Source organism: Metabacillus sp. KH_069 (genome assembly GCF_057838075.1).
In genome coordinates this window covers 1,946,064-1,969,055 of the sequence record NZ_CM174460.1, presented here as the reverse complement: position 1 = coordinate 1,969,055, position 22,992 = coordinate 1,946,064, and the positions used below count along the sequence as shown (strand labels likewise).

The window sequence follows — 22,992 nt, the reverse complement described above, 5'->3', positions numbered from 1 at the left end:
TTGCAAGTGGAAAGACTCCTTTTAGCTTAATGTTTTATTAATAGCTTCTAGCACTCTGTCTGCCTGAAAGGGCTTCACGATAAAATCTTTTGCACCGGCTTGAATCGCATCAATGACCATAGCCTGCTGTCCCATTGCAGAACACATGATGACTTTAGCGTGAGCGTTGATTTTTTTAATTTCTTTAAGGGCAGTAATGCCATCCATCTCCGGCATTGTGATATCCATTGTTATTAAATCCGGAAAGTGCTCTTTATATTTCTCTACAGCTTGTGCACCGTCAGCAGCTTCAGCTACGACATCAAATCCATTTTTTATTAAGATATCTTTGATCATCATTCTCATAAATGCTGCATCGTCCACGATCATTATTTTATGTGCCATTCCAGTCACTCCCATGATTGATTACTTTAGTTTATTTAAACGCTCAGTCTGACTTAAAATATCTGTCACCCGAACTCCGAAATTTTCTTCAATAACGACGACTTCCCCTTGAGCGACGATTTTGTTGTTGATCAGAATATCAACTGGTTCACCTGCCAGTTTATCCAGCTCAATGATGGAGCCGGATGATAATTCAAGGATTTCTTTCACTGAACGCTTCGTGCGGCCAAGTTCAACAGTGACCTGAAGCGGGATATCCAGCAGCATATCAAGATTTTTCATTTCATTTTGATACATTGGGACAGATTCGAAAGATGAAAATTCTGCCGGTTTTACATCGACGGGCTGCCTCTCTGCTCTTTGCTGGACAGGCTGTGCAGGATAACTGCGCTGTTTCTCTGAATGAGCAGGCGCAGGTTTAATCCGAACTTCTTCTTCAATAGCTTCAATAGTCGCTGCTTGCTGCTTCGGGTTCATCAGCTCTTCAACAAGATCTTTTCCAAATTGCAGCGGCAGAAGCTGCATAATCTCTGAATCTATTAAAATTCCCACTTTCAGCCTAAAGGCAACTTTCAAGAACAGGTCTTCTTTTGGAAATGCTTCTGTTCCTTCTCCTTCTTTTATATCTAAGAGCTCGATTGATGGAGGAGAGATATCTACTTTTTTGTTAAAAATCGTAGACATTGACGTGGCAGCTGACCCCATCATTTGATTCATTGCTTCCTGAACTGCACTGATCATGATGTCATCCAGTGATGAATCGGTAATTTCTCCATTACCGCCTATCATTAAGTCTGCAATAATCGCTGCATCACTTTGTTTAATCACTAGTAAATTACTGCCTATAAATCCTTCTGTATAATTCACTTCGATCGCTACATAAGGATGAGGAAACTCATCGGATATTCTTTGTCTTTGGACAACCGAAACAGTCGGAGTCGTAATTTCCACTTTTTGTTGAAGCAAAGTAGAAAGCGCCGTTGCAGAACTGCCAAATGAAATATTGCCTATTTCTCCAATTGCATCTTTTTCCATGTCATCCAAATAATCGTGTGTATCTATCGTATAATCTTCTTCGTTTGAATCTGTACCCTTTAAAAGAGCATCAATCTCATCTTGAGATAACATCCCATTACTCACCTTCTTCATGCCCCCTCTGATAATGGCCGATTACTTGCACTGCAGCTTTTCTTTTCAGTTTACCTGGCTGACCATAAAATTTAGGTTTATCCCCTATTTTAATAACCAAAGGCTGATCAATGGCTTTTTCCAGCTGTATCACATCTCCAGCTTGAATGTCTAAAAATTCTTGAATCGTGATCTCTGACATTCCGAGTTCTGCAATAATCTGAAGTTCTGCTGATTGAATTTTTCTCTCCAGAGCTTCAACTTCGTTTGGCTTCGGTTCTTTTCTTTCAGACTGCATCCAAAAATGAACACTCAATCGTGGAATGATCGGCTCTAAAATGACATGAGGAATACAGAGATTTATCATGCCGCTGATTTCGCCGATCTGTGTATTCAGCGATATGACAACCACCGTTTCATTCGGGGAAACCATCTGCAAAAACTGCGGATTGACTTCTAAATTATTCATGACCGGGTCGATAGCAAAGATGGAACTCCATGCCTCTTTGTAATTATCAAGTGATTTTTCAAACAGATTTGACATAATTCTGCTTTCAATTTCCGTTAATTGATCTGATTTGCTTAAACCAGTACCCAGTCCGCCCATCAGCCTGTCCATCATGGCATATGCAATATTCGGATTGACTTCCATTAAAATCCGCCCATTTAAAGGGCGTACTTCAAATACATTAAGCACTGTCATCTTTGGAATAGAGCGAATAAACTCTTCATAAGGCAGCTGATCTACAGATCCAACGCTGATTTGCACATATGTTCTCAGCTGAGCTGAAAAATAGGTTGTTAACAGCCTTGCAAAATTCTCATGTATCCTTGTTAAACTTCTAATTTGATCTTTTGAAAACCGGAGTGCTCTTTTAAAATCGTAAACTTTCACTTTCCGCTCTGTCTCTTCTTTTTTTAATTCATCAGCATCCATTTCACCTGATGAAATCGCGGATAGCAATGCATCTATTTCATTTTGCGACAGAATTTCACTTGACATGCATTCACACCTCCTGTGCATGGGATTTATGCCAAACTATTGAATGATATAGGAGGTTGTGTAGACCTTCTGAATTTTGCCTTTTTGCATCAATTCGTTTGCACGCTTTTTCACAGTCTCTTTAAATGCTTTCATCCCGTCTTTTCCATCCAATTCTTCAGCAGAAATATTTGAAAGCTCTGAAATGATAATGTCTCGGACTTGAAATTCTCTTTTTTCCAGCTCTTCTTTCGCTTTCTTGCTGTCCGTTTCTAATTTGAAAGACAAACGGACAATGTTGTCACTAGCAAGATTTGTCGTGATTTCCGGAAGGTCAAAGGAATACTCAATAACTTCATCGATCGACGGCTCTTTTGCTTTTGCTTCAGCTGTATCCATAAAATTTGTTACGATAACTAATGCTGTTACCCCTATTAATGTAATGGATGTAATGATGACAAGCATAATGGTTAATAATTTTTTATTCATGATCACCCACCTCCGGAGCACCTGATGCATGTAATAGATGAATTTCTTTATAAAAATTGCGGGTTAATAACGAAACGGCGGATTCTGATTCTTTTACAACAAACTTTTTGCCGTTGGTCAGCGTGATGGTTGTGTCCGGAAAAGACTCGACTTGCTCTATGTAAATCGCATTTAATGTAAAAGACTTTCCGTTTAAACGAGTTAATAAAATCAAATGCTGCGGGGGTCATATATAGTTATGAGCCCCCTGCCCCCTAACTTATCGTTTTAAATTCATTAATTCCTGTAGAATTTCATCAGAAGTCGTAATAATTTTTGTATTGGACTGGAAGCCGCGCTGAGCCACAATCATTTCTGTGAATTCATCTGCAAGGTCTACGTTTGACATTTCAAGCATTCCGGCCATGATTGTGGCTGAGCCGTCTTGGCCAGGGATTGAAAATTCGTCAATTTGTATACCTGCAGTGCCGTTATTATTTAGAGTTCCTGAATTACTGGATTCTTTGTATAAATTCCCTCCAACTTTTTCAAGACCGCCTTCGTTTGCAAAATTGGCAACTCTAATTTGACCGGCTGTGTTTAAATTTCCTCCAGCGTCTACAAAGCTAACTTTTCCATCTGGACCGATATTAAAGCTTTTTGCATCAAGAGGGATTTGGATAAGACCTGCAGCGTTACTGAGCTGATTATTCCATGTTGAATTTGCGGGATTTTTATTACCTGTTTCTCCCACTAAGTAATAGCCATCTGAAGTTACTAAATAACCCTTATCGTCTAAATAGAAATTCCCTGAACGTGTGTAGCTAAGATCCATTGCAGTATCAATTGGTCCATTTATTTTATTGTCGCCTTTTGCAGTTTGCGTATCTTCGTTAACTAATGCGGGAGCTTTAATCGTCCCAACCACAAAAAACCCATCACCAGCTAAAGCAAGGTCAAGCGTTCTGCCTGTTGTCTGATTTGAACCTGCTGTGTGAATCGTATCAATTGAGCTTAGTGCTGATCCAAGTCCTACCTGCTTGGCATTCATCCCGCTTGTATTTCCGGTAGCTGCACTTGCGCCGGCAATCTGCTGATTGATTAGATCTTTATATGTGACACGGCCTTTCTTAAAACCGTATGTATTAACGTTTGCGATGTTATTTCCGATCACATCAAGCTTTGTCTGGAAATTTTTCATACCGCTGACACCTGAGTACATTGAACGCAACATATTTTTTCTCTCCCTATTGGATCTATTTTATTTGCTGCTTCGCTCGTTCCGCAGCAATGGCCTCCATTAAAGGTCCAGCCCGTTTACTTTAAGATGATGGTTCCGTTAATATTTGTAAAAATTTGATCATTTGCTTCTTTTCGGTTCATGGCTGTAATCACGATGTTGTTTTTAATGTTAACGATGATTGCTGCCTGTTCTAATAAAACCAGCGAATCGTTTACACCTTTAGATCTTGCTTCAGACATTTTTTCTTTCATTTTGCTCCATTGATGTTCTTCTACCACAATCCCCCGATCAGACATTCTTTGTTTGGCATGTTTGCTTATTTTAATAGATGAATGCTCATCTTTAAGCAGTTCCTGAAAGGTTGGCTTGTGACCTGTTTTTACTTCAGTTGTTTTTGGTATTAAAGACAGGGGATGCTTATTTAAATGACTGATTATCATTGAAATGTTTAGCTTGCTTCATTCTGAGCTGTAACTTTTGTTATTAATGCACTCGGTATCTCTTTCCCGCTTTGCATTTCAAGGATAATATCAGCCCCAGATTGTTTGATGGATTTAACTGTGCCTTTTTCCGCTGCCCCGTCTTCAGTGCTCCATTCGACTTGTTTGCCAATCATTTCTGAATATTTTAAGATTCCATCATTTACTTGAAGCTGTATAAAGCTGCTCAGCTGTGTATTCATGTTTGTCATTTGCTCAAGAGATGAGAAGCTTGCCATTTGAGAAATAAATTCTTTATCCTCCATCGGGTTTAAAGGATCCTGATTTTGCAGCTGGGCAATCAGAATCTTCAAAAAATCATCCTTGCCCAGATTTGATTTACCGCCAGATTTTTCAGCGGTCGTCGATGATAAAAGCAGCCCTGTGTCAATTGTGTTTTGTGTCATAGGAAACCTCCATTTACGTCAGCATATTTAAGTGAGCCTTAAAGGAATCTTTTTCATCTTCGTTTTCAGTTTCCTCTTTTTTTCTGTCTTGTTCATAGCGATTATGATTATTTTCTTCCTGCCTGCGATTAAATGATGTCTCCACTTGCTCTCCGTAAACTTCAAACCTGTCTACTTGAATATTTAATGAAGGCAATGCCTGCTTCAATTGATGAATGCTTTGTTCAACAAGCTCTTTCGCAGACTTTGTGGAAGTGATAATTTTAGCTGTCATTTCACCATGCTGCTGTTGAAGCTTAACTGTGAGCATTCCTAGATGTTCAGGAGCCAGCCTAATTGTCATTTGTGAAAAACCGTTTGATAAAAATCTAGTTTTCGATCTTTTAAAGACATCTGTCAACTGACTTAAAATAAGTTGATAACTAGAATGGAACGGTTTTTCTTTTAAAGATGGGATATCATTATTCATTTTCAATAAATCTGTTTGAAGGATATTTTCCATTGACGGCTGATTGCTTAAGCGACTATTTTTATAATCATTAACAGTTATAACTGGTTCCTTTGAAATGTGAAGTTCGTTTTCAACAGGAATCATTTGATCATGTTCTTCAAAACGTGTTGCTGGAAAGGTATCTTGGCTGGTGGATTGATTTTGCTTATTAGTCTGACTATCTGTTTTTATATCGCTAAGCAACAAGCTATTATGGCCATTCGCAATCTGGCTTGCTGCTTTCAGTTTTATCTCATTCATTAGAGTTTCTGAAATCTCGTTGTCAATTTGTGAGAAAGCTCCAGTCATTTCATTGCTTACCGGTGTCTTATCAATTTTGCTTCCTGTACCATCTGGCATTACCATCAATAACTGTTTTGAAAGCTTCACTTGAAGATGATGAATATTTTCAGCATTTTTGATTGAAACTTGTATTTCCTTCAATGATGGAATGGAAAGTGATAATGCTGATTGAATTAATTGTTGAATCACTTGTTCTCTGTTCAGTTCTATTTTATTCATCCCTTTAATGTGAGTCTGTTTATCAAGGGATTTTATTAATTCCAGCATTTGTGAAGTTTGCACACCCTCTTTGGAAGTCAATTCCGACAAATATGCCTTTAGCGGCTCTGACAATTCATTCAAAGATAAATTCCCACTAATGAATGAGACAAATTTTTCGGCATCCAAAGAATTCATTCCTTTTGATAATCCTGCTTTAGATTCAGGACTTGCATCCATCATCCACTCGCTCATTGCATCCTGAACTGCAGCAATCATTGTTTGAGAGCTAACCTCTTTTAACGCAGACTTGTTATCATAAAAACTTGGAGAACTGGTATCGATCTTGCTTACCAATGGGAAATTACCAGTGTTATTAGCTTGAAATTCATTCTCTATATTCAACTTATTTATCAGCTTTTGAACATCATATAAAAAATCAACAACTGATGTTGAGTCAGAATCTGATTCAGAAATCTTGCTTTGTTCATTGAAGTGTTCTCTCTTACTTAAAGATTTAGTTATTACACCGTTTATTAAAGATACAGAATCATTGATTAATTGAGTCTCTTTATCTTCAGCTAGTCCATACTCAAGCAACTTTCTAGAATCCCCTGTCTGATAGATTTTCGTCATTCCAGCTGGATGATTCAAAAAATTTGGAATAGCTTTTTCTAAGAGGGGTTTGTCTTCAACATGTTCAGGGTATTTTTGAGTAATATAATGACTAACTTCAGCTTCAATCTGTTTTTTTTGCTCAGTGTCAGGCAGCTGAATGACTCCGGCCATCACAGATATTATTTTCACTGTTTCAGGTTGATCAGAGAGCTGAGAAAGAATTCCTTCCATTGATACAGCTTTACTGAGAATTGCTTGTACAGCTTTCATTTCAACCTCATTTCCTAACACCAATAATTCATTGACTTTCTCATTGGTAATAGGAGTTTCTTTAAAAAAACCATCTTCTATCGGTATTTCCTTCAAGGCGTTCATAATACGGTCTTCCAGGTACTGAAATTCAAATCCTATTTTTTCCGCTTCTGGCAGTGCTTCCACTTCGGCTTCGGCTGTAAAAGAATTTTCTCTTCCGGTTAAGAACGGAACTTGATCTAAGAACATTTGAAAAGAAGCTGGATTTCTGCTTTTTTCAGAACTGTTTTGCACAAGTGGCGCAGCACCAAATACAGCAAATGGAATTTTCATTTTTTCACCCCCTCTCAAAACCTTTCTCACAGGTTAGGAATCAGCAAGCATCTTTGTATATCTCGCAGCATCTTCAGCTGACATTTTTTCCATCACTGCAATGACCTGATCGTCATTAATAGACGTTAAAATCCTTAATGCCTCTTCATCTGATAGAAAAGGAATGATTTCAGCCGCTTTTTTGCTGGACATCTTATCATAGAGTTTCGCAATGTCTTTGCCTTCGTTTTCTTTGGTGTCAGATGCCTGAAGCTGTTCTTTGAGAGACTTTACTTCTTGGCTGAGCTGCTGTATTTCTCTTACTTTAAGGTCTGCGTCATTTTCCAAAGCTGAGATTTCCTGCTGCTGTTTTTCAATGGTGGATTTCTGAAGGTTATTTTCTTCCTCAAGCTCTGTTGTATGGGCGGGATCTGCATTTACGCTGTTATTTTTCTCTTGAACACTCGTAACCTCTGCAGTTCCTGGTATATGCGAGATTGCTTCTTTCATTTTCCCGGCCACATCAATGCCTGCGACTGTTAGAATGACCGTAATGAAAGTGACAGTAAAAAGGACGGGAATAACAATTACAAATAACGTCCATTGAAGCTTGCTTGAATCATTCTCATTGTTTTTCACAGTATTTTTCACCTAATTCCCCCGAAGTGCAAAGGCTTGAATCGAGAGATCATCCATGAACTTTGATTCTGAGGCTTTCACATGTTCGAGATGTACTTCATAATGCTTTTCTTTCATTTTTTCATATTTCTTTACTTCGATATTTTTTTCAGTAAGCTCAAGCTGTTTTTCTTGCATGTTGTCCCGGGTAATGACAACAAGCCTCTGATAATGAGTGATCGTTTTTTCTAAGTTTGTAACAAACTGCTGAAAGTGGCGGATTTCCTGTACAGGCATGCCTGTGTTCAGCTCTCTTGCTGTTTTCTCTTCAAGCACTTCTTTTTTCTTCAGGCAGTCATATAGCTTTTCCGCCGCTTTTTCAAACTCAGTAACAGAGCGGTTATAGTCTTCGAGAGACTTTTCTTTTTCATTTTCTTTTAATTCGAGCACTTTTTGAAACCGGTATGTATATTTCACCCATTCTCACCTTTTTCAATCAATCGTTCTAATGATGCCGCACTCTCTGCAAACGTGATTTTATCGTGCACATTCTGTTTTAAAAATGAAAGAATCTTTGGATAAAACCGGATGGCATCATCAATTTCTCTGTTCGAACCCCGCTTGTATGCGCCAATGTTTATCAAGTCTTCAGAATTCATATATGTGGCAAGGTATCCTCTCAGTTTTGCCGCGTTCTTTTTCTGAGTATCCGAAACTATTTGATTCATGACTCTGCTTATGCTTTTTAATACATTGACTGCAGGAAACTGGCCTTTGTTAGCTAAAGCGCGGTCAAGCACGATGTGCCCGTCGAGAATTCCCCGCACCGTATCCGCAATCGGCTCATTCATATCATCACCATCAACAAGCACGGTATAAAAAGCAGTGATGGTTCCTTTTTCATTTGTCCCAGTCCGCTCTAAAAGCTTTGGCAAAACGGCAAAAACACTTGGTGTATAGCCTTTGGTTGTCGGAGGCTCACCAACTGCGAGCCCTATTTCTCTCTGGGCCATGGCAACCCTCGTCACCGAATCCATCATGAACATGACATTCATGCCTTTATCACGGAAATATTCAGCGATGGCTGTTGCAGTATAGGAAGCTTTCATTCTCATTAAAGCTGGCTGATCTGAGGTTGCAACTACCACAATTGACCGTTTCAGCCCTTCTTCTCCCAGATCCTTTTCAATAAATTCCCTGACTTCGCGCCCCCGCTCTCCTATTAGAGCAATCACATTCAAGTCCGCTTTAGTATTTCTTGCAATCATTCCCATGAGTGTACTTTTACCCACACCGCTTCCTGCAAATATGCCTACACGCTGACCTTTCCCTACAGTCAGCAGGCTGTCAATCACGCGAACGCCTACTTCCATCGGTTCATGTATTGGAGGTCTTTTCATTGGGTTTGGGGGACTTTGTTCAGCAGATATTGGTGTTAATCCCTTCGGCAATGGAGTTTGATTAAGAGGATGGCCATAGGCATCTACAACTTGCCCGATCAAACCGGAACCTGCTTTTATTTTCAGAGAGTCCTTTGTTGCTTCAACAATACTCCCCGGTGAAATTTGTGATAGATGTTCAAAAGGCATCAATAGGACATTTTCTCCTTTGAATCCAACCACTTCAGCAGGAATTCTTGATTCTTTTTTTGAACCTGCATGGATATAGCATAAATCTCCGATTGAACTTTCCGGACCCCGAGATTCAATCATCAGTCCAATGACTTTGTTAACTTTTCCATATCTCTTATAAGAATCCAGAGTTTCTATTTTCGAAATTAAATCCTCTGCTTTCAAAAAGTTCTCATTCCTCTCCAATCAATTCGAGCATTTGCTGCTTCAGCTGCTGAAGCTGTGCATCGATTCCAGCATCAATCTTTCCGAAAGGAGATTCAATCTGACAGCTTCCTTCAGGCAATGCTTCATCAGGAAAGATATATAATTCTGATTTAGACATCAGCATATTCTCTAATTCATTCTTCTGTTTCAGTACATGACCATAATGAACAGGATGGACAAAAATTTTAATTTCAGGATACTCCCGGACTTCGTGCAAAGCTTTTTTAACTAGCTCCAAAAACCAATCCGGATGTTCATCCAATTCTATAAAAATCAGTTTTTCGGCTAATTTAACAGCAAGATTGACAATCGTTTCTTCAGAGCCGGCAATTTTGCTGATATAGTCTTCCTTCGATTGCTCAACAATTTTAAGTGCTTCTTCCAGATGGGAGCTGTACTGCCTGAAGCCTTCTTCTTTTCCGGCATCCAGACCAGCCAGGAATCCTTCTTGTCTGGCTTGTTCTCTTTGCCTCTCACGCGCAGATTCCCATTCCTGCTGCTCAGCCGCCATTATCATACGGATGCTGTCCGCTTCAGCTTTAGCGCTTTGAATAAGCGCCTCAGCGTCCTTGCTTGCCTGCTGTAAATAAACGTTTGCTTTCATTGACAGTTCACTATTTTCTCTTTCATTTGAAGAAGGAAGGAAGTCCTTTGTCTGTATTAAAATTGATTTTTTGGCGTCTTCCTGCTGGATGGCGTGGGCCGATTTAATCAATTTAGACAATGATATCATCTCCTCCGCCTCGGGCAATGACGATTTCGCCTGCATCCTCAAGTCTGCGGATAACAGCAACAATGCGTGACTGAGCTTCTTCAACATCCCGAAGTCTGACTGGACCCATAAATTCCATTTCTTCTTTAAATGTCTCAACCATTCTCTTCGACATATTTTTATAGACAACTTCTTTTACTTCCTCGCTGGCAACTTTCAGAGAAAGCATTAAATCCTCGTTCTCCACATCGCGGATCACGCGCTGAATCGCTCTGCTGTCAAGTGTCACAATATCTTCAAACACAAACATTCTCTTCTTTATTTCCTCTGCAAGTTCCGGATCCTGAATTTCAAGAGAATCAAGAATGGTTTTTTCTGTGCTGCGGTCTACACCGTTAAGCACTTCAACTACAGCTTCTACGCCGCCTGTTTGTGTATAATCCTGCGTAACAGTGGATGATAATTTCCGCTCAAGGATCTGTTCAACTTCATTAATAATTTCTGGCGATGTGCGGTCCATTTTAGCGATGCGCCTTGCGATGTCAGCCTGCTGTTCGTGCGGTAAGCCTGATAAAATCTGCCCTGATTGGACAGGGTCCAAATAAGATAAAATAAGGGCAATCGTTTGGGGATGCTCCCCTTGAATAAAATTAAATATCTGTGCAGGATCAGCTTTTCTTGCAAAATCAAAAGGTTTTACCTGCAGGGAAGAAGTCAGCCTGTGAATAATGCTTGATGCCCGTTCTGCTCCCAAAGCTTTTTCCAGAATTTGTTTCGCGTAAGAGATGCCTCCTTGCGAGATAAATTCCTGAGCCATGGCAATTTGATGAAACTCTTCAATGATCTCTTCTTTATTTTGAGAATCTACTTTTCTGACTCCTGAAATTTCAAGAGTCAGTTTTTCAATCTCCTCTTCTGATAGATGCTTATAAACGGAAGCAGCTGTATCCGGACCAAGGGAAATCAGAAGGATGGCGGCTTTTTGCTTCCCAGTAAGTCTTCCATTGTTTGCTCTTCTTACCATCACTTAAAACCTCCTATTCTTCCGTCAGCCAAGATCTGAGCAGCTTTGCAAAATCTTCTGGTTTTTCTCTGGCCATTTTCTCTAGTTGCTTTTTCCTTACAGATGTTTCGCTTTCATGTTCGGCGTTTACATCCGGCAATATGATTTTCTCTTGAACAAAAATGTCTTCCTCTTCATATTCCTCATCTGGTTTGCGGTTCTTTCTAAAAAGCAGGAAGAGCAGGATGATAATGATCAGCAAGAGAATTCCTCCTGCTGCATAAAGCCAAAATGGAAGAGACGTTTTTGTTTCATCCAGCGTGTCCATTTTCCCTGCAAACGGTTGTACAGACACGGAGATTTTCTCTCCAACCTGTTCATCTGTAAGCGGCTCTTCTGTTTCATCTTTATTGATTGATGTGCGGATGATTGTCCCAAGGAGCTGTTCGATGTCATTTACACTTTCAGCAGATAGTGAATTTGGATCCTGTGCATCAGGAGGTTCCACCATGACTTGAATTCCTAAATCACGAACTTTATATGGACTCTCAATAATCTCTTTTTTCACTCGGTTTACTTCATTATTTATTCGTTCTTCGATTTTTTCGTAGTCGCCTGTTCCCCCGCCTTGAACAGCTTCGTATCCGGGTACATCATCTTCTCCAGCTCCCGTTACGCCGCCTTCAGGTGCGCCTTCGCCTGTGTACGTTTCCGTAATTCTTTCTACACTCAACGCAAGACCTTCCATATTTTCCTTGTCTACAGGCTCAACGATGTTTTCTTCTCTGTTTTCTTGGGTAAAGTCTAAATCAGCTGTAACAGATACAACTACTTTATCCTGCCCCATCATTGTTCCGAGCATTTTTTGAACTTGACGCTGAATATCCCTCTCAATTTTCGTTTTCAAATCATGCTGAGTGGAAATATTTTCTACAATAGGAATATTTTTATTACTTTTTAAATCAAAGTACTCAAAATTTTGACCCATAATGACGATATTATCTGTAGATAGCCCAGGAACACTTTTTGATACGAGATGGTAAAGGGCATTTACTTTTGTCTGATCAAGCTGGATTCCGGGCTTCATGCTTAAAACAATCGAAGCGGTTGATGTACCATTGTCTTCATTAACAAAAACAGATTCTTTTGGAAGATTGATCATGACTTTAGCGTCATGTACCCCCTCAATGCCTTTCATTAAGTTTGAAAGCTCTGTTTGGGTGGCTTTCAGCTTCAAAACATCAAATTCATTATCGGTCATTCCAAAGCCAATATTTTGACCAAAGAAAGAATAATCGATCACACCGCTGTTCGGGATGCCCTCAGCAGCAAGCTCAACTTTTAGAGTGTCAACCATTTCAGAAGGCACCATAATTGTTGCACCATTGTCAGCGATTTTTGATGTAACCCCTTGAGAATCCAGCGTTTCTTTTATTTGACCCGTCTCTTGGGGTGACAGATCCTTATAAAGCGGCACAAGATTGGGGTTTGATGACAGATAAGCACCTATTGCAGTAAAAAGAAGCAAAGCAGCCGCTCCGCCAATGATGAATCCCTTTTGAGCTTTCGTGCGTTCCGTCCATACCTGTTTTAGTTTGTTTCTAAGTTCTGTTAACTTCTGATTCATTCCTGGAAATCCCCCGATAATGACGACATGAATGCTGCATTGAGAAGTCGGCATCCATCGCTAGTTTTATACATATTTAGGTTACATTTGCATTCTCATCATTTCCTGATATGCTTCTACTGCTTTATTCCTGATTTCAATTGTTGTAAGCATGGTTACACTCGCCTTTTCAGCAGCAATCATGACATCCTGCAATTGAACATTTTTCCCTTCTGCTAAAGCACCGGTCATTTGATCTGATTGTATCTGCATGGAATTTACTTCATTAATCGATTGTTTTAAGAAATCGGAAAATGAGGTCTGCTGATTTTGTTTGGGACTTTGAACGACCTGAGATTGACTGTCCTGGATACTCTGGGCCTGAAAGGGTGAAATGGCATTAATCATAGATCCTCAATCCTACTTTCCTAATTCTAATGTCTTCATCAGCATGTCTTTAGAAGCGTTAAAAACTGTTACATTTGCTTCGTATGACCTTGTGCTGCTAATTAAATCAACCATTTCTTTTAAAGGATCCACATTCGGAAGCTCTACATATCCTTGATCATTCGCATCCGGATGTTCCGGGTCAAATACAAGTTTAAATGGAGTCAGGTCCTCTCTGATTCCAGAAACTTTTACCCCTGACAAGTCACTAGACTCTTTCCCTTGTGCTCTATGTAAGTGAGATAAAAACGTATTTCCATTGGGCTCTGTTACGACCGTTTTGCGGCGGTAAGGCTGCCACTCCCCATTTTCAAAAACCGCTCTTGTTGTATCTGCATTAGCCATATTGGATGAGATAACATCCATTCGCAGTCTTTGTGCTGTAAGAGCTGAAGCAGTTGTGTTTAACTGACTGAAAATATTCATAATCAGCTTCCTCCTCTAATCACCGTTTTGAGCGAATTAAATTTACTGCTTAAACGGTCGATAAGTGCATTGTAGTAAATTTGATTTTCAGCCAAGTCTGACATTTCGCGATCTACGTCAACATTATTGCCGTTTGCCTGGTAGGATGTGTTCGCTTTGGATTTGATCAAATAGGATTCTTGTCCTGATCCGAAAGAAAGATGCCGCTGATCTGTCTTAGTAGCTTGAAGCCTGCTCACTTCAGAATCTAAGGACTGTTTGAAGGTGATTTCTTTCGATTTATAATTCGGAGTGTCAACGTTGGCAATATTTTGACTAATTACTTTTTGCTTAACTGCGGAACGATTCACAGCATTTTCAAGCGAATGCATTGTTTCAGAAAAAATTTTCATTTAGTCCCCTCACAAAATCCTTATACCTTTCGAATGGTATATTGTCGAATTATGTTAAATCTATACTGTAATTGTAAGAAATAATAGTCTTAAAGTCTATGAAGGTTTTGTAAAAAAAGGTCGGAATTTGTATCTATTTTTATTTAGGTTCTTTTTACCTAGTATTTTTACACTATTTACCACGATAATGTAATGGTCATGGGAACTTTTACACTCATATACATAAATTCAATAAGCAAAACAAAAAAGCACTTCAAAAGAAGTGCTTTTTTTGTAAAGGAATTGTTAATTTGTTTTTAATTTTTCAAGTTCCAACAAGAATTTATCATTCAACACTTTAATGTATGTGCCTTTCATACCAAGAGAACGTGATTCAATTACACCCGCACTCTCAAGTTTGCGCAATGCATTAACGATAACCGAACGGGTAATTCCTACTCTGTCAGCAATTTTACTCGCAACGAGTAAGCCTTCATTGCCGTTTAGTTCTTCAAAAATGTGCTCGATTGCTTCTAACTCACTGTAAGATAATGAGCTGATCGCCATTTGAACGACTGCTTTGCTTCTTGCTTCATCTTCAATTTCTTCTGCTTTTTCGCGCAGAATTTCCATACCAACTACTGTTGCGCCATATTCTGCAAGGATTAAGTCATCATCCTCGAATTGAGCCTGCAGACGAGCTAAGATAAGTGTACCCAGACGCTCTCCTCCGCCAATGATAGGTACAATTGTAGTCAGGCCGCTTTTGAACAGTTCGCGGTTCTCAACAGGGAAAGCTGTATATTCACTGAACACATCAAGGTTTGATGATGTTTCATTCACGTTAAACAAATTCTTCGTGTATTCTTCTGGGAATTGTCGATCTTCAAGCATTTGGATCATGCGCTCGTTTTCGATCTGCTGATTAATGGCAAATCCCAAAAGTTTGCCGCGGCGGCTGACGACGAAAATATTTGCTTCGATAACGTCGCTTAGTGTTTCAGACATTTCTTTGAAATTAACTGGTTTACCTGCTGCCTTTTGAAGCATAGCATTGATTTTTCTAGTTTTTTGCAATAAAGCCATTAGTAAGTTCCTCCTGGAAATATGTAATTATAAGATAAATTGACTCAAGTCTTTGTTTTTAGCAATTTTGCTTAACTTATCCTCAACGTACTGAGGTGTAATCGCTATTTTATCTAGCGTAATTTCGGGTGCTTCAAATGAAAGGTCTTCAAGAAGTCTTTCGAGTATCGTGTGAAGTCTTCTTGCCCCGATATTATCTGTGTCTTGGTTGACCTGGAATGCAACTTCCGCAATCTTACGAATAGCATCGTCAGAAAATTCAAGTTGTATACCTTCTGTTTCCAATAAAGCAGTATATTGCTTAAGCAGAGCATTGTCTGGCTCAGTTAAAATCCGTACGAAGTCTTCGACGTTTAACTTTGTCAGTTCCACGCGGATTGGAAATCTTCCCTGCAGCTCTGGAATTAAATCAGAAGGTTTTGCAATATGGAATGCACCGGCTGCTATAAAAAGGACATGGTCTGTTTTGACAGAACCATATTTTGTAACAACTGTTGATCCTTCAACAATTGGCAGAATATCACGCTGAACTCCTTCTCGTGAAACATCGGCTGAAGAACCAGCTTGATTCTTCTTGGCGATTTTGTCAATTTCATCTATGAAAATGATGCCCATTTGCTCTGCGCGCATAACAGCGTCCTGTGTAACATCATCCATGTCGATCAGCTTTTGTGCTTCTTCACTTGTCAGGACCTTACGGGCGTCGCGAACTGTGAGCTTGCGTTTTTTCTTCTTTTTAGGCATAAAGCTGCTTAAAGCATCCTGCATGTTCATTCCCATTTGTTCCATACCCGATCCCTGAAGCATATCAAACATGGAAGCATTCTGTTCTTCTACTTCCACTGTTACGTGATGGTCTTCAAGTTCGCCTAAAGCAAGCTGATGAGCGATTTTGCGTCTTTTTTCTTCAACAGACTGCTCTTCCGCTGAATAATCATCTTGATCCTGTGAGGTGCTGCCTTGAGCACCGCCGAAAAGCATTTCTAAAGGGTTTTTATAAGATGTTTGCTTTTTCTTGCCCGGAACTAATAATTCTGCAAGTCTTCGATTGGCATTTTCTTCAGCAGCGGATTTCACTTCTGCCATTTTTTCTTCTTTGACTAAACGGACAGATGTTTCAACCAGATCTCGAACCATTGATTCAACATCGCGTCCCACATAACCGACCTCAGTAAATTTTGTTGCTTCAACTTTAATGAAAGGAGCTCCTACAAGTTTTGCAATTCTTCTTGCAATTTCTGTTTTTCCTACACCTGTAGGTCCGATCATTAAAATGTTCTTCGGTACAACTTCATCACGGAGGTTTTCTGACAGCAGGCTTCTGCGATAGCGGTTTCTTAATGCTACAGCAACTGCTTTTTTTGCGTCTTTCTGACCAACTATATACTGATCCAATCGTTCAACAATTTGTCTTGGCGTCATTTCTTTCATTTGATCATTACTCCTCTCTTTATAACTCTTCTACTGTTATATTCAGATTTGTATAAACGCAAATTTCACCGGCCATCTGAAGAGCTGCTTCTGCAATCTCTTTTGCTGTCAGCGTCTCTCCGGAATATCTTTTAAGAGCTCTTCCTGCTGAAAGGGCATAATTTCCGCCAGATCCAATTGCTAAAATTCCATCATCAGGTTCAATCACTTCACCGGTACCGGAAATGAGGAGGATATCGTCCTCATTCATGACGATAAGCATAGCCTCAAGCTTGCGGAGCACCTTATCACTGCGCCATTCCTTAGCAAGCTCGACCGCTGCACGCTGGAGGTTACCGTTGTACTCTTCAAGCTTGCCTTCAAACATTTCAAATAAAGTGAACGCATCTGCTACTGAACCGGCAAATCCTGCAATGACCTTGCCGTTAAATAGTTTTCTCACCTTTTTTGCAGTATGTTTCATAACAACTGCATTGCCGAATGTTACTTGACCGTCGCCTGCCATCGCACACTTGCCGTTGTGCTGAATCGCAAATATGGTCGTCGCATGAAATTGAGACATACAAATACCTCCGTAATCTTTTTCTTTATGCACGCGGATGATGAGACATATAGATGTTCCGCAAATGATCTTTTGTTACATGAGTATAAATTTGTGTAGAAGATAAATGAGAATGACCTAAAAGCTCCTGCACACTCCTCATATCAGCCCCTTCATTCAGAAGGTGTGTTGCAAACGTATGCCGGAACATATGAGGGCTGATATTCATTGTAGAAGAAGTCTTCTTAATCATTTCATTCAGAATGTGCCGGACTCCCCTTACTGTCAAAGGACCGCCACGCTGATTAACAAATAAATGATCATGATCACCGGCTTGTTTATCTTTAAGAAGAAGCTGCTTTCTGCCTGAAGATAAATATAGCTCCAAAGTGTCCTGTGCAAAGCTTCCAAAGGGAACATAGCGCTGTTTTCCGCCTTTGCCGTTTACAAGGACCGTTCCAATCTGCAAATCAAGATCGGTCAGCTTGATTTGACACAATTCGCTTACTCTTATACCGGTTCCATATAAGACTTCAAGGAGCGCCTGATTTCTCTGGCCGGCTGCAGTTGCAGAATCTGACAGGGTAAAAAGCTGCTCGAGCTCTTTTTCATACAAGAACTGCGGGAGCCTGTGTTCTTTCTTTGGAAGAGAGACACTTGCAAAAGGATTTTCTGAAGCGATCTTTTCCCGGTTAAGAAACCTGTAAAAGCTTCTTAATGAAGAAATTTTTCTTGAAATTGTTTTTCTGGCAAAATTTTTTTGATGCAGCTGAGTTAAGTATAATCTTGTATCAGAATATGTAATGAGCTGAAGATCAATCAATGATTGTTCCTTCATAAATATAAAAAAATCTTCTATATCAGCAACATAATTCACAATTGTATATTGTGAATAGTTTTTCTCAATTTGTAAATATTCTACGAACAAATTTAAAGAATTCTTAACATTTTCCATCTTAACACCTCACAAGGGCTACTAAATGTTATCACACATTCAGCAGCCCTTGCAAATGATTTCTATGATTTTTTCGAAATTTTTTGAATTGTTTCAATCGCTCTGTTTGCGTATCTTTCGTAGCGTTCTTTTTTGTTTTTAATACGCTCCGGAAGCTCTGCAAAAATGCCAAAATTCGCATTCATCGGCTGGAAATTGTCAGGATTTGCTGTTGTAATATATCTTGCCATGCTTCCCATTGCTGTCTCATGAGGAAGAACAAGCATTTCTTCTCCAAGAACATAATTTGCAGCATTGATGCCCGCTAGTAAGCCAGAAGCAGCAGATTCTACATAGCCTTCAACACCTGTCATTTGACCTGCAAAAAACAGATCTTCTCTCTCTTTATACTGATAAGTCGGCTTCAGCATTTTAGGAGAATTAATGAATGTATTCCGGTGCATCACACCGTATCTGACAATCTCTGCATTCTCTAAACCCGGGATCAGCTTCAATACTTCTTTTTGAGGCCCCCATTTTAAATGTGTCTGAAAACCGACAATGTTATAAAGGGTGCCGGCGGCATCATCCTGTCTGAGCTGAACGACCGCATGAGGTCTTTTTCCAGTCTTCGGATCTTCGAGTCCAACTGGTTTTAGCGGGCCGAAAAGCATTGTCTTTTTCCCGCGTTTTGCCATGACTTCAATCGGCATGCAGCCTTCAAAGAAAATTTCCTTTTCGAATTCTTTAAGAGGAACCGTTTCGGCTTCAACAAGCGCATCATAGAAACGATCAAACTCTTCTTCTGTCATCGGGCAGTTTAAGTATGCTGCTTCGCCTTTATCATAACGGGACTTCAAGTACACCTTGTCCATATCGATGCTGTCTTTTTCAAGAATAGGAGCAGCAGCGTCATAGAAGTAAAGATATTCTTCACCCGTAAGTGCCTTTAATTGTTCAGATAATGCTTTAGAAGTAAGCGGTCCTGTTGCAATAATTGTTGGACCAGCCGGAATTTCAGTTACTTCGTCTGTGATGACAGTTACATTAGGATGCCCTTTCACACGATCTGTAACAAGTGCTGCAAATTCATGACGGTCAACTGCGAGTGCGCCGCCCGCTGGTACTGCACAGTCATCAGCAGATTTAATAATCACTGAATCGAACATTCTCATTTCTTCTTTCAAAACGCCCACTGCATTCGTTAATCCATTTGCACGAAGCGAGTTGCTGCAGACTAATTCTGCAAATTTGTCTGTATGGTGTGCCGGAGTCTGTTTAACCGGTCTCATTTCATACATGTTTACGCGGACTCCGCGATTTGCAAGCTGCCATGCAGCTTCACTGCCGGCAAGACCGGCTCCAATGACATTTACTGTTTTATTGTTCATCTATTTAACCTCCATAAAACACATAAAGAAGGTGAGCAAGACTTCGCTCACCTTTACTTTTGCTGTTCTTCTTTATAATCACAGTTCACGCACTGTACCTGCATGCCCTTTTTGAGTTTTTTCTCAACTAGCATATTATCACATTTTGGACATGATCTTGCAATCGGTTTATCCCACGAGAGGAAGTCACATTCTGGAAACTGATCACAGCCATAGAAAATGCGGCGTTTCTTTGATTTTCTTTCAACGATATTGCCTTTTTCACACTTCGGACAAGGTACACCGATTTCTTTTACTATCGGTTTCGTATTGCGGCAGTCAGGGAAGTTCGAGCATGCCATGAATTTTCCGTAGCGTCCCATCTTAAACACCATCGGGTTGCCGCACTCTTCACAGTCAACGCCAGCCGGTTCATCTTTAATTTCGATTTCTTCCATTTCGTTTTCAGCAACTTCAAGGCGCTTGGCGAAATCTTGATAGAAATCGTCAATGATATTAACCCATAAAACATTTCCATCTTCAATTTCATCCAGACTGTTTTCCATTTTAGCGGTGAATTCAACGTTGATGATTTCCGGGAAAAATTCCATAATCAATTCAAGGACAATCTCGCCAAGTTCTGTCGGAATAAAACGTTTATTGTCAAGTGCAACATAGCCCCTTTTCTGAATGGTATCAAGTGTAGGTGCATACGTTGACGGTCTGCCTATTCCCAGTTCTTCAAGCGTTTTCACAAGTCTTGCCTCAGTATAGCGCGGAGGCGGCTGAGTAAAATGCTGAGCAGGTTCGATATCTTTAGAATATACCACATCTCCATTTTGCAGGTCCGGAAGCATGCGGTCCTTCTCTTCCACTCCATCATCATTTCCCTCGACATAAACTTTCATAAACCCGGGAAATTTAATTTTGGATCCATTGGCTCTGAACATCACATCGTTATTGTTTAAATCCACGCTCATTGTATCGAGTACGGCTGATGCCATTTGACTAGCTACAAATCGTTCCCAGATTAATTTGTATAAACGAAGCTGATCTCGGCTTAAAAATTCTTTTAAAGAAGCAGGATCTTTCAAAGTTGAAGTAGGGCGGATCGCCTCATGGGCATCCTGCGTATTTGAATTCTTCTTCACAGCCTTCTTTGCTGTGTTCGTATATTCTTTGCCGTACTTCTGTTCGATGTAAGTAAATGCTTCCTGCTGAGCTGTTTCAGAAATTCTTGTAGAGTCTGTACGCATATAAGTAATCAGACCGACAGTTCCTTCTTTTCCAAGGTCCATTCCCTCGTATAACTGCTGAGCAATCATCATTGTTTTTTTCGCTCTGAAATTCAATTTGCGGGCTGCTTCCTGCTGTAATGTAGATGTAGTAAAGGGTACCGCCGGATTGCGTTTTCGTTCCTTTTTTGAAACATTAGTGACTGTAAAATTGTTGCCTTTGATTTTATTTAGCACTGCTTTAACATCATCTTCGGTTTTTAATTCCGCTTTTTTTCCATTAATCCCGAAAAATGCGCCATCGAACAGATCCTTGTCTTTTAGAAATTGACTCTCGATTGTCCAGTATTCTTCCGGAATAAACGCTTTTATTTCTTTTTCGCGGTCAATAATCAGACGAACTGCTACAGACTGAACACGGCCTGCACTTAAGCCCTTTTTAACTTTTTTCCAGAGAATCGGGCTGATTTTATAGCCGACTAATCTGTCCAGAATCCGTCTGGCCTGCTGAGCATCCACTAAATCCATGTTGATCGGGCGCGGATGTTTAAATGATTCTTTGATGGCATCCTTTGTAATCTCATTGAAAACAACACGGCAGTCTGACAAAACATCAACGTCCAGACTATGAGCCAGATGCCAGGCAATAGCTTCCCCTTCGCGATCCGGGTCAGCTGCGAGATAAACTTTTTTTGCTTTTTTTGCTGCTGTTTTTAATTCTTTAAGTACTGGCCCTTTTCCCCGAATGGTAATATATTTTGGTTCGTAATTCCCCTCAGTGTCCACGCCGATCTGACTTCTCGGAAGATCCCGGACATGCCCCATTGAAGCTTTAACCTTATATTTTTTCCCTAGATATCGTTCGATTGTTTTCGCTTTTGCCGGCGATTCAACAATCACTAAAAAATCCGACATACATGATCCTCCTTAAAGAGGTGTTCTCTCTCTTTATTTTCATACTTTCACTTTTTTCAATTTATGTGTTTATCTTTTAAATGAAATGATATTCCTGCCTGCATACAAAAAGAATCGCATACATTCCATGATTTGCTTAAACAGGTTAAATCTCCACTATTATTAAATATAGTGATGCAGTTTGTCAAACAGTAAATGAACATAAGAAGGAAAATCACACTTATTATACCTGTAAAATGAGATCATTTATGATATCGTTTCCGTCTTCTGCAAGGTAGGCGCCCTGCTTAATCAGCTGATTTGCTCCTGCTGAAAAATCGTCAAAAATTGACCCTGGAACAGCAAAAACCTGTCTCCCCTGATCCAAAGCGGTGTTTGCTGTAATCAGTGAGCCGCTTTTCTCTTTTGCCTGCATAACAACTGTGCCAAGACTCAAGCCGCTGATAATTCGGTTCCTTTGAGGAAAGTGCCATTTTTGAGGTTTTATATTTGGAGGATGTTCCGAAAGTACAAGATGTTCAGAGCACATTTGTTCAAACAGAGCTTGATTTTCCTTAGGATAAAAATGATTCAGTCCCCCTGCAATAACCCCGATTGTTTTCCCGTTTCCGCTTAACGCAGCACGATGAGCAAGTGCGTCTATGCCTTTTGCCAGCCCGCTTACAACCGTCCATCCATCTCTGACTAATGGATTCACGATTTTCCGGAGCGCATTGGAGCCGTATGATGTTGGATTCCGTGTTCCGACAATGCTGATCATTTTTTTCATTTTTAGTCGAGTTATGTCACCTTTATAAAATAGAATTGGAGGAGGGTCCGGTATTTCCCGGAGCAGCTCTGGGTAGTTTTCATCAAAAAGAGTGAGCATATGAAGGTTTTGTTCACAATATTGAGAGATAACTTCATGAAGATTGAATGAGTGGAAATCCTGCAGGAATTGGGGGAGAGTTTGATCTGAGAGGCGGAAAAGCTGCTGTATCTCTTGATCTGTAAGTCTATATAGAGATTTTAAGGTTGGATCGGCTTTCAGCAGGTTGAAAAAATCCATATGGCGAAAGCCCCGGCAGTGGGATAAATGAATAATTTTATGATGAATTTCGAGCATTTTTTGTCCCTTTCTACTATTATATATAGTTTTATTAGAAAGCTTTTTAGCAAATTAAAATTGTGTTCCATAGAAAGAAGGGAATAGCAT

25 protein-coding genes are annotated in these 22,992 nt (G+C 39.9%); all 25 read right to left on the bottom strand.

The features are described 5' to 3' along the window. Positions 1–21 precede the first annotated feature (21 nt). Positions 22–384, bottom strand: coding sequence for a chemotaxis protein CheY (cheY, locus tag AC3ISE_RS09740; protein ID WP_489224033.1), 363 nt, complete (start codon positions 382–384; stop codon positions 22–24). 21 nt (positions 385–405) lie between these two features. Further along, positions 406–1,533 carry a flagellar motor switch phosphatase FliY gene (gene fliY, locus AC3ISE_RS09735; protein WP_489224032.1) on the bottom strand — a complete coding sequence of 376 codons (1,128 nt, stop codon included), beginning with the start codon at positions 1,531–1,533 and terminating at the stop codon, positions 406–408. Beyond that, complete coding sequence (gene fliM / locus AC3ISE_RS09730; RefSeq protein WP_489224031.1) at positions 1,517–2,515, bottom strand: flagellar motor switch protein FliM; 999 nt, start codon at positions 2,513–2,515, stop codon at positions 1,517–1,519. The genes fliY and fliM overlap by 17 nt, the downstream gene beginning before the upstream one ends. 36 nt (positions 2,516–2,551) lie before the next feature. Then, a complete protein-coding gene (gene fliL, locus AC3ISE_RS09725) occupies positions 2,552–2,983 on the bottom strand; it encodes a flagellar basal body-associated protein FliL (RefSeq protein WP_489224030.1) in 432 nt (143 codons plus the stop codon). Next, on the bottom strand, positions 2,976–3,197 hold the full coding sequence (locus AC3ISE_RS09720; protein WP_489224029.1) for a flagellar FlbD family protein: 222 nt from the start codon (positions 3,195–3,197) through the stop codon (positions 2,976–2,978). The genes fliL and AC3ISE_RS09720 overlap by 8 nt, the downstream gene beginning before the upstream one ends. Positions 3,198–3,242: 45 nt before the next feature. Beyond that, positions 3,243–4,196 (bottom strand): flagellar basal body rod protein FlgG, encoded by a 954-nt coding sequence (flgG, locus tag AC3ISE_RS09715; protein WP_489224028.1) that lies wholly within the window; start codon positions 4,194–4,196, stop codon positions 3,243–3,245. An 83-nt stretch (positions 4,197–4,279) separates the two neighbouring features. Next, on the bottom strand, positions 4,280–4,645 hold the full coding sequence (locus AC3ISE_RS09710) for a TIGR02530 family flagellar biosynthesis protein (protein WP_489224027.1): 366 nt from the start codon (positions 4,643–4,645) through the stop codon (positions 4,280–4,282). Between the two features lie 8 nt (positions 4,646–4,653). Beyond that, positions 4,654–5,091, bottom strand: a complete 438-nt coding sequence (flgD, locus tag AC3ISE_RS09705) for a flagellar hook assembly protein FlgD (RefSeq protein WP_489224026.1) — start codon at positions 5,089–5,091, stop codon at positions 4,654–4,656. 13 nt (positions 5,092–5,104) lie between these two features. Continuing rightward, positions 5,105–7,285 carry a flagellar hook-length control protein FliK gene (locus AC3ISE_RS09700; protein WP_489224025.1) on the bottom strand — a complete coding sequence of 727 codons (2,181 nt, stop codon included), beginning with the start codon at positions 7,283–7,285 and terminating at the stop codon, positions 5,105–5,107. Between the two features lie 33 nt (positions 7,286–7,318). Beyond that, positions 7,319–7,915 carry a MotE family protein gene (locus tag AC3ISE_RS09695; RefSeq protein WP_489224024.1) on the bottom strand — a complete coding sequence of 199 codons (597 nt, stop codon included), beginning with the start codon at positions 7,913–7,915 and terminating at the stop codon, positions 7,319–7,321. Further along, complete coding sequence (gene fliJ, locus AC3ISE_RS09690) at positions 7,916–8,359, bottom strand: flagellar export protein FliJ (RefSeq protein WP_489224023.1); 444 nt, start codon at positions 8,357–8,359, stop codon at positions 7,916–7,918. Beyond that, positions 8,356–9,678, bottom strand: coding sequence for a flagellar protein export ATPase FliI (gene fliI / locus AC3ISE_RS09685; RefSeq protein WP_489224022.1), 1,323 nt, complete (start codon positions 9,676–9,678; stop codon positions 8,356–8,358). Before fliI ends, fliJ begins: the two co-directional genes overlap by 4 nt. A 7-nt stretch (positions 9,679–9,685) precedes the next feature. After that, positions 9,686–10,444: a flagellar assembly protein FliH gene (gene fliH / locus AC3ISE_RS09680; RefSeq protein ID WP_489224021.1), complete on the bottom strand. Its 759-nt coding sequence runs from the start codon at positions 10,442–10,444 to the stop codon at positions 9,686–9,688. After that, positions 10,437–11,456, bottom strand: a complete 1,020-nt coding sequence (gene fliG, locus AC3ISE_RS09675) for a flagellar motor switch protein FliG (protein WP_133311201.1) — start codon at positions 11,454–11,456, stop codon at positions 10,437–10,439. The genes fliH and fliG overlap by 8 nt, the downstream gene beginning before the upstream one ends. Positions 11,457–11,469: 13 nt before the next feature. Beyond that, complete coding sequence (gene fliF / locus AC3ISE_RS09670) at positions 11,470–13,062, bottom strand: flagellar basal-body MS-ring/collar protein FliF (protein ID WP_489224020.1); 1,593 nt, start codon at positions 13,060–13,062, stop codon at positions 11,470–11,472. An 81-nt stretch (positions 13,063–13,143) separates the two neighbouring features. After that, the gene (gene fliE, locus AC3ISE_RS09665; protein WP_489224019.1) at positions 13,144–13,449 is read right to left on the bottom strand and encodes a flagellar hook-basal body complex protein FliE; all 306 of its coding nucleotides are present in this window, start codon (positions 13,447–13,449) and stop codon (positions 13,144–13,146) included. A 12-nt stretch (positions 13,450–13,461) separates the two neighbouring features. Then, positions 13,462–13,914, bottom strand: a complete 453-nt coding sequence (gene flgC / locus AC3ISE_RS09660; protein WP_489224018.1) for a flagellar basal body rod protein FlgC — start codon at positions 13,912–13,914, stop codon at positions 13,462–13,464. 2 nt (positions 13,915–13,916) lie between these two features. After that, the gene (gene flgB, locus AC3ISE_RS09655) at positions 13,917–14,306 is read right to left on the bottom strand and encodes a flagellar basal body rod protein FlgB (protein ID WP_489224017.1); all 390 of its coding nucleotides are present in this window, start codon (positions 14,304–14,306) and stop codon (positions 13,917–13,919) included. 285 nt (positions 14,307–14,591) lie between these two features. Further along, complete coding sequence (gene codY / locus AC3ISE_RS09650; RefSeq protein WP_133311071.1) at positions 14,592–15,371, bottom strand: GTP-sensing pleiotropic transcriptional regulator CodY; 780 nt, start codon at positions 15,369–15,371, stop codon at positions 14,592–14,594. A 27-nt stretch (positions 15,372–15,398) separates the two neighbouring features. Further along, positions 15,399–16,802, bottom strand: a complete 1,404-nt coding sequence (gene hslU, locus AC3ISE_RS09645) for an ATP-dependent protease ATPase subunit HslU (RefSeq protein ID WP_489224016.1) — start codon at positions 16,800–16,802, stop codon at positions 15,399–15,401. A 19-nt stretch (positions 16,803–16,821) separates the two neighbouring features. Next, positions 16,822–17,364, bottom strand: a complete 543-nt coding sequence (gene hslV / locus AC3ISE_RS09640) for an ATP-dependent protease subunit HslV (RefSeq protein WP_133311073.1) — start codon at positions 17,362–17,364, stop codon at positions 16,822–16,824. Positions 17,365–17,389: 25 nt separating this feature from the next. Next, complete coding sequence (gene xerC / locus AC3ISE_RS09635) at positions 17,390–18,298, bottom strand: tyrosine recombinase XerC (protein ID WP_489224015.1); 909 nt, start codon at positions 18,296–18,298, stop codon at positions 17,390–17,392. A gap of 62 nt (positions 18,299–18,360) precedes the next feature. Beyond that, positions 18,361–19,668, bottom strand: a complete 1,308-nt coding sequence (trmFO, locus tag AC3ISE_RS09630) for an FADH(2)-oxidizing methylenetetrahydrofolate--tRNA-(uracil(54)-C(5))-methyltransferase TrmFO (RefSeq protein ID WP_489224014.1) — start codon at positions 19,666–19,668, stop codon at positions 18,361–18,363. Positions 19,669–19,721: 53 nt separating this feature from the next. Beyond that, entirely contained in the window at positions 19,722–21,797 is a 2,076-nt protein-coding gene (gene topA, locus AC3ISE_RS09625; protein WP_489224013.1) for a type I DNA topoisomerase, read from the bottom strand. 223 nt (positions 21,798–22,020) lie between these two features. Beyond that, entirely contained in the window at positions 22,021–22,845 is an 825-nt protein-coding gene (dprA, locus tag AC3ISE_RS09620) for a DNA-processing protein DprA (protein WP_489224012.1), read from the bottom strand. Positions 22,846–22,992 lie beyond the last annotated feature (147 nt).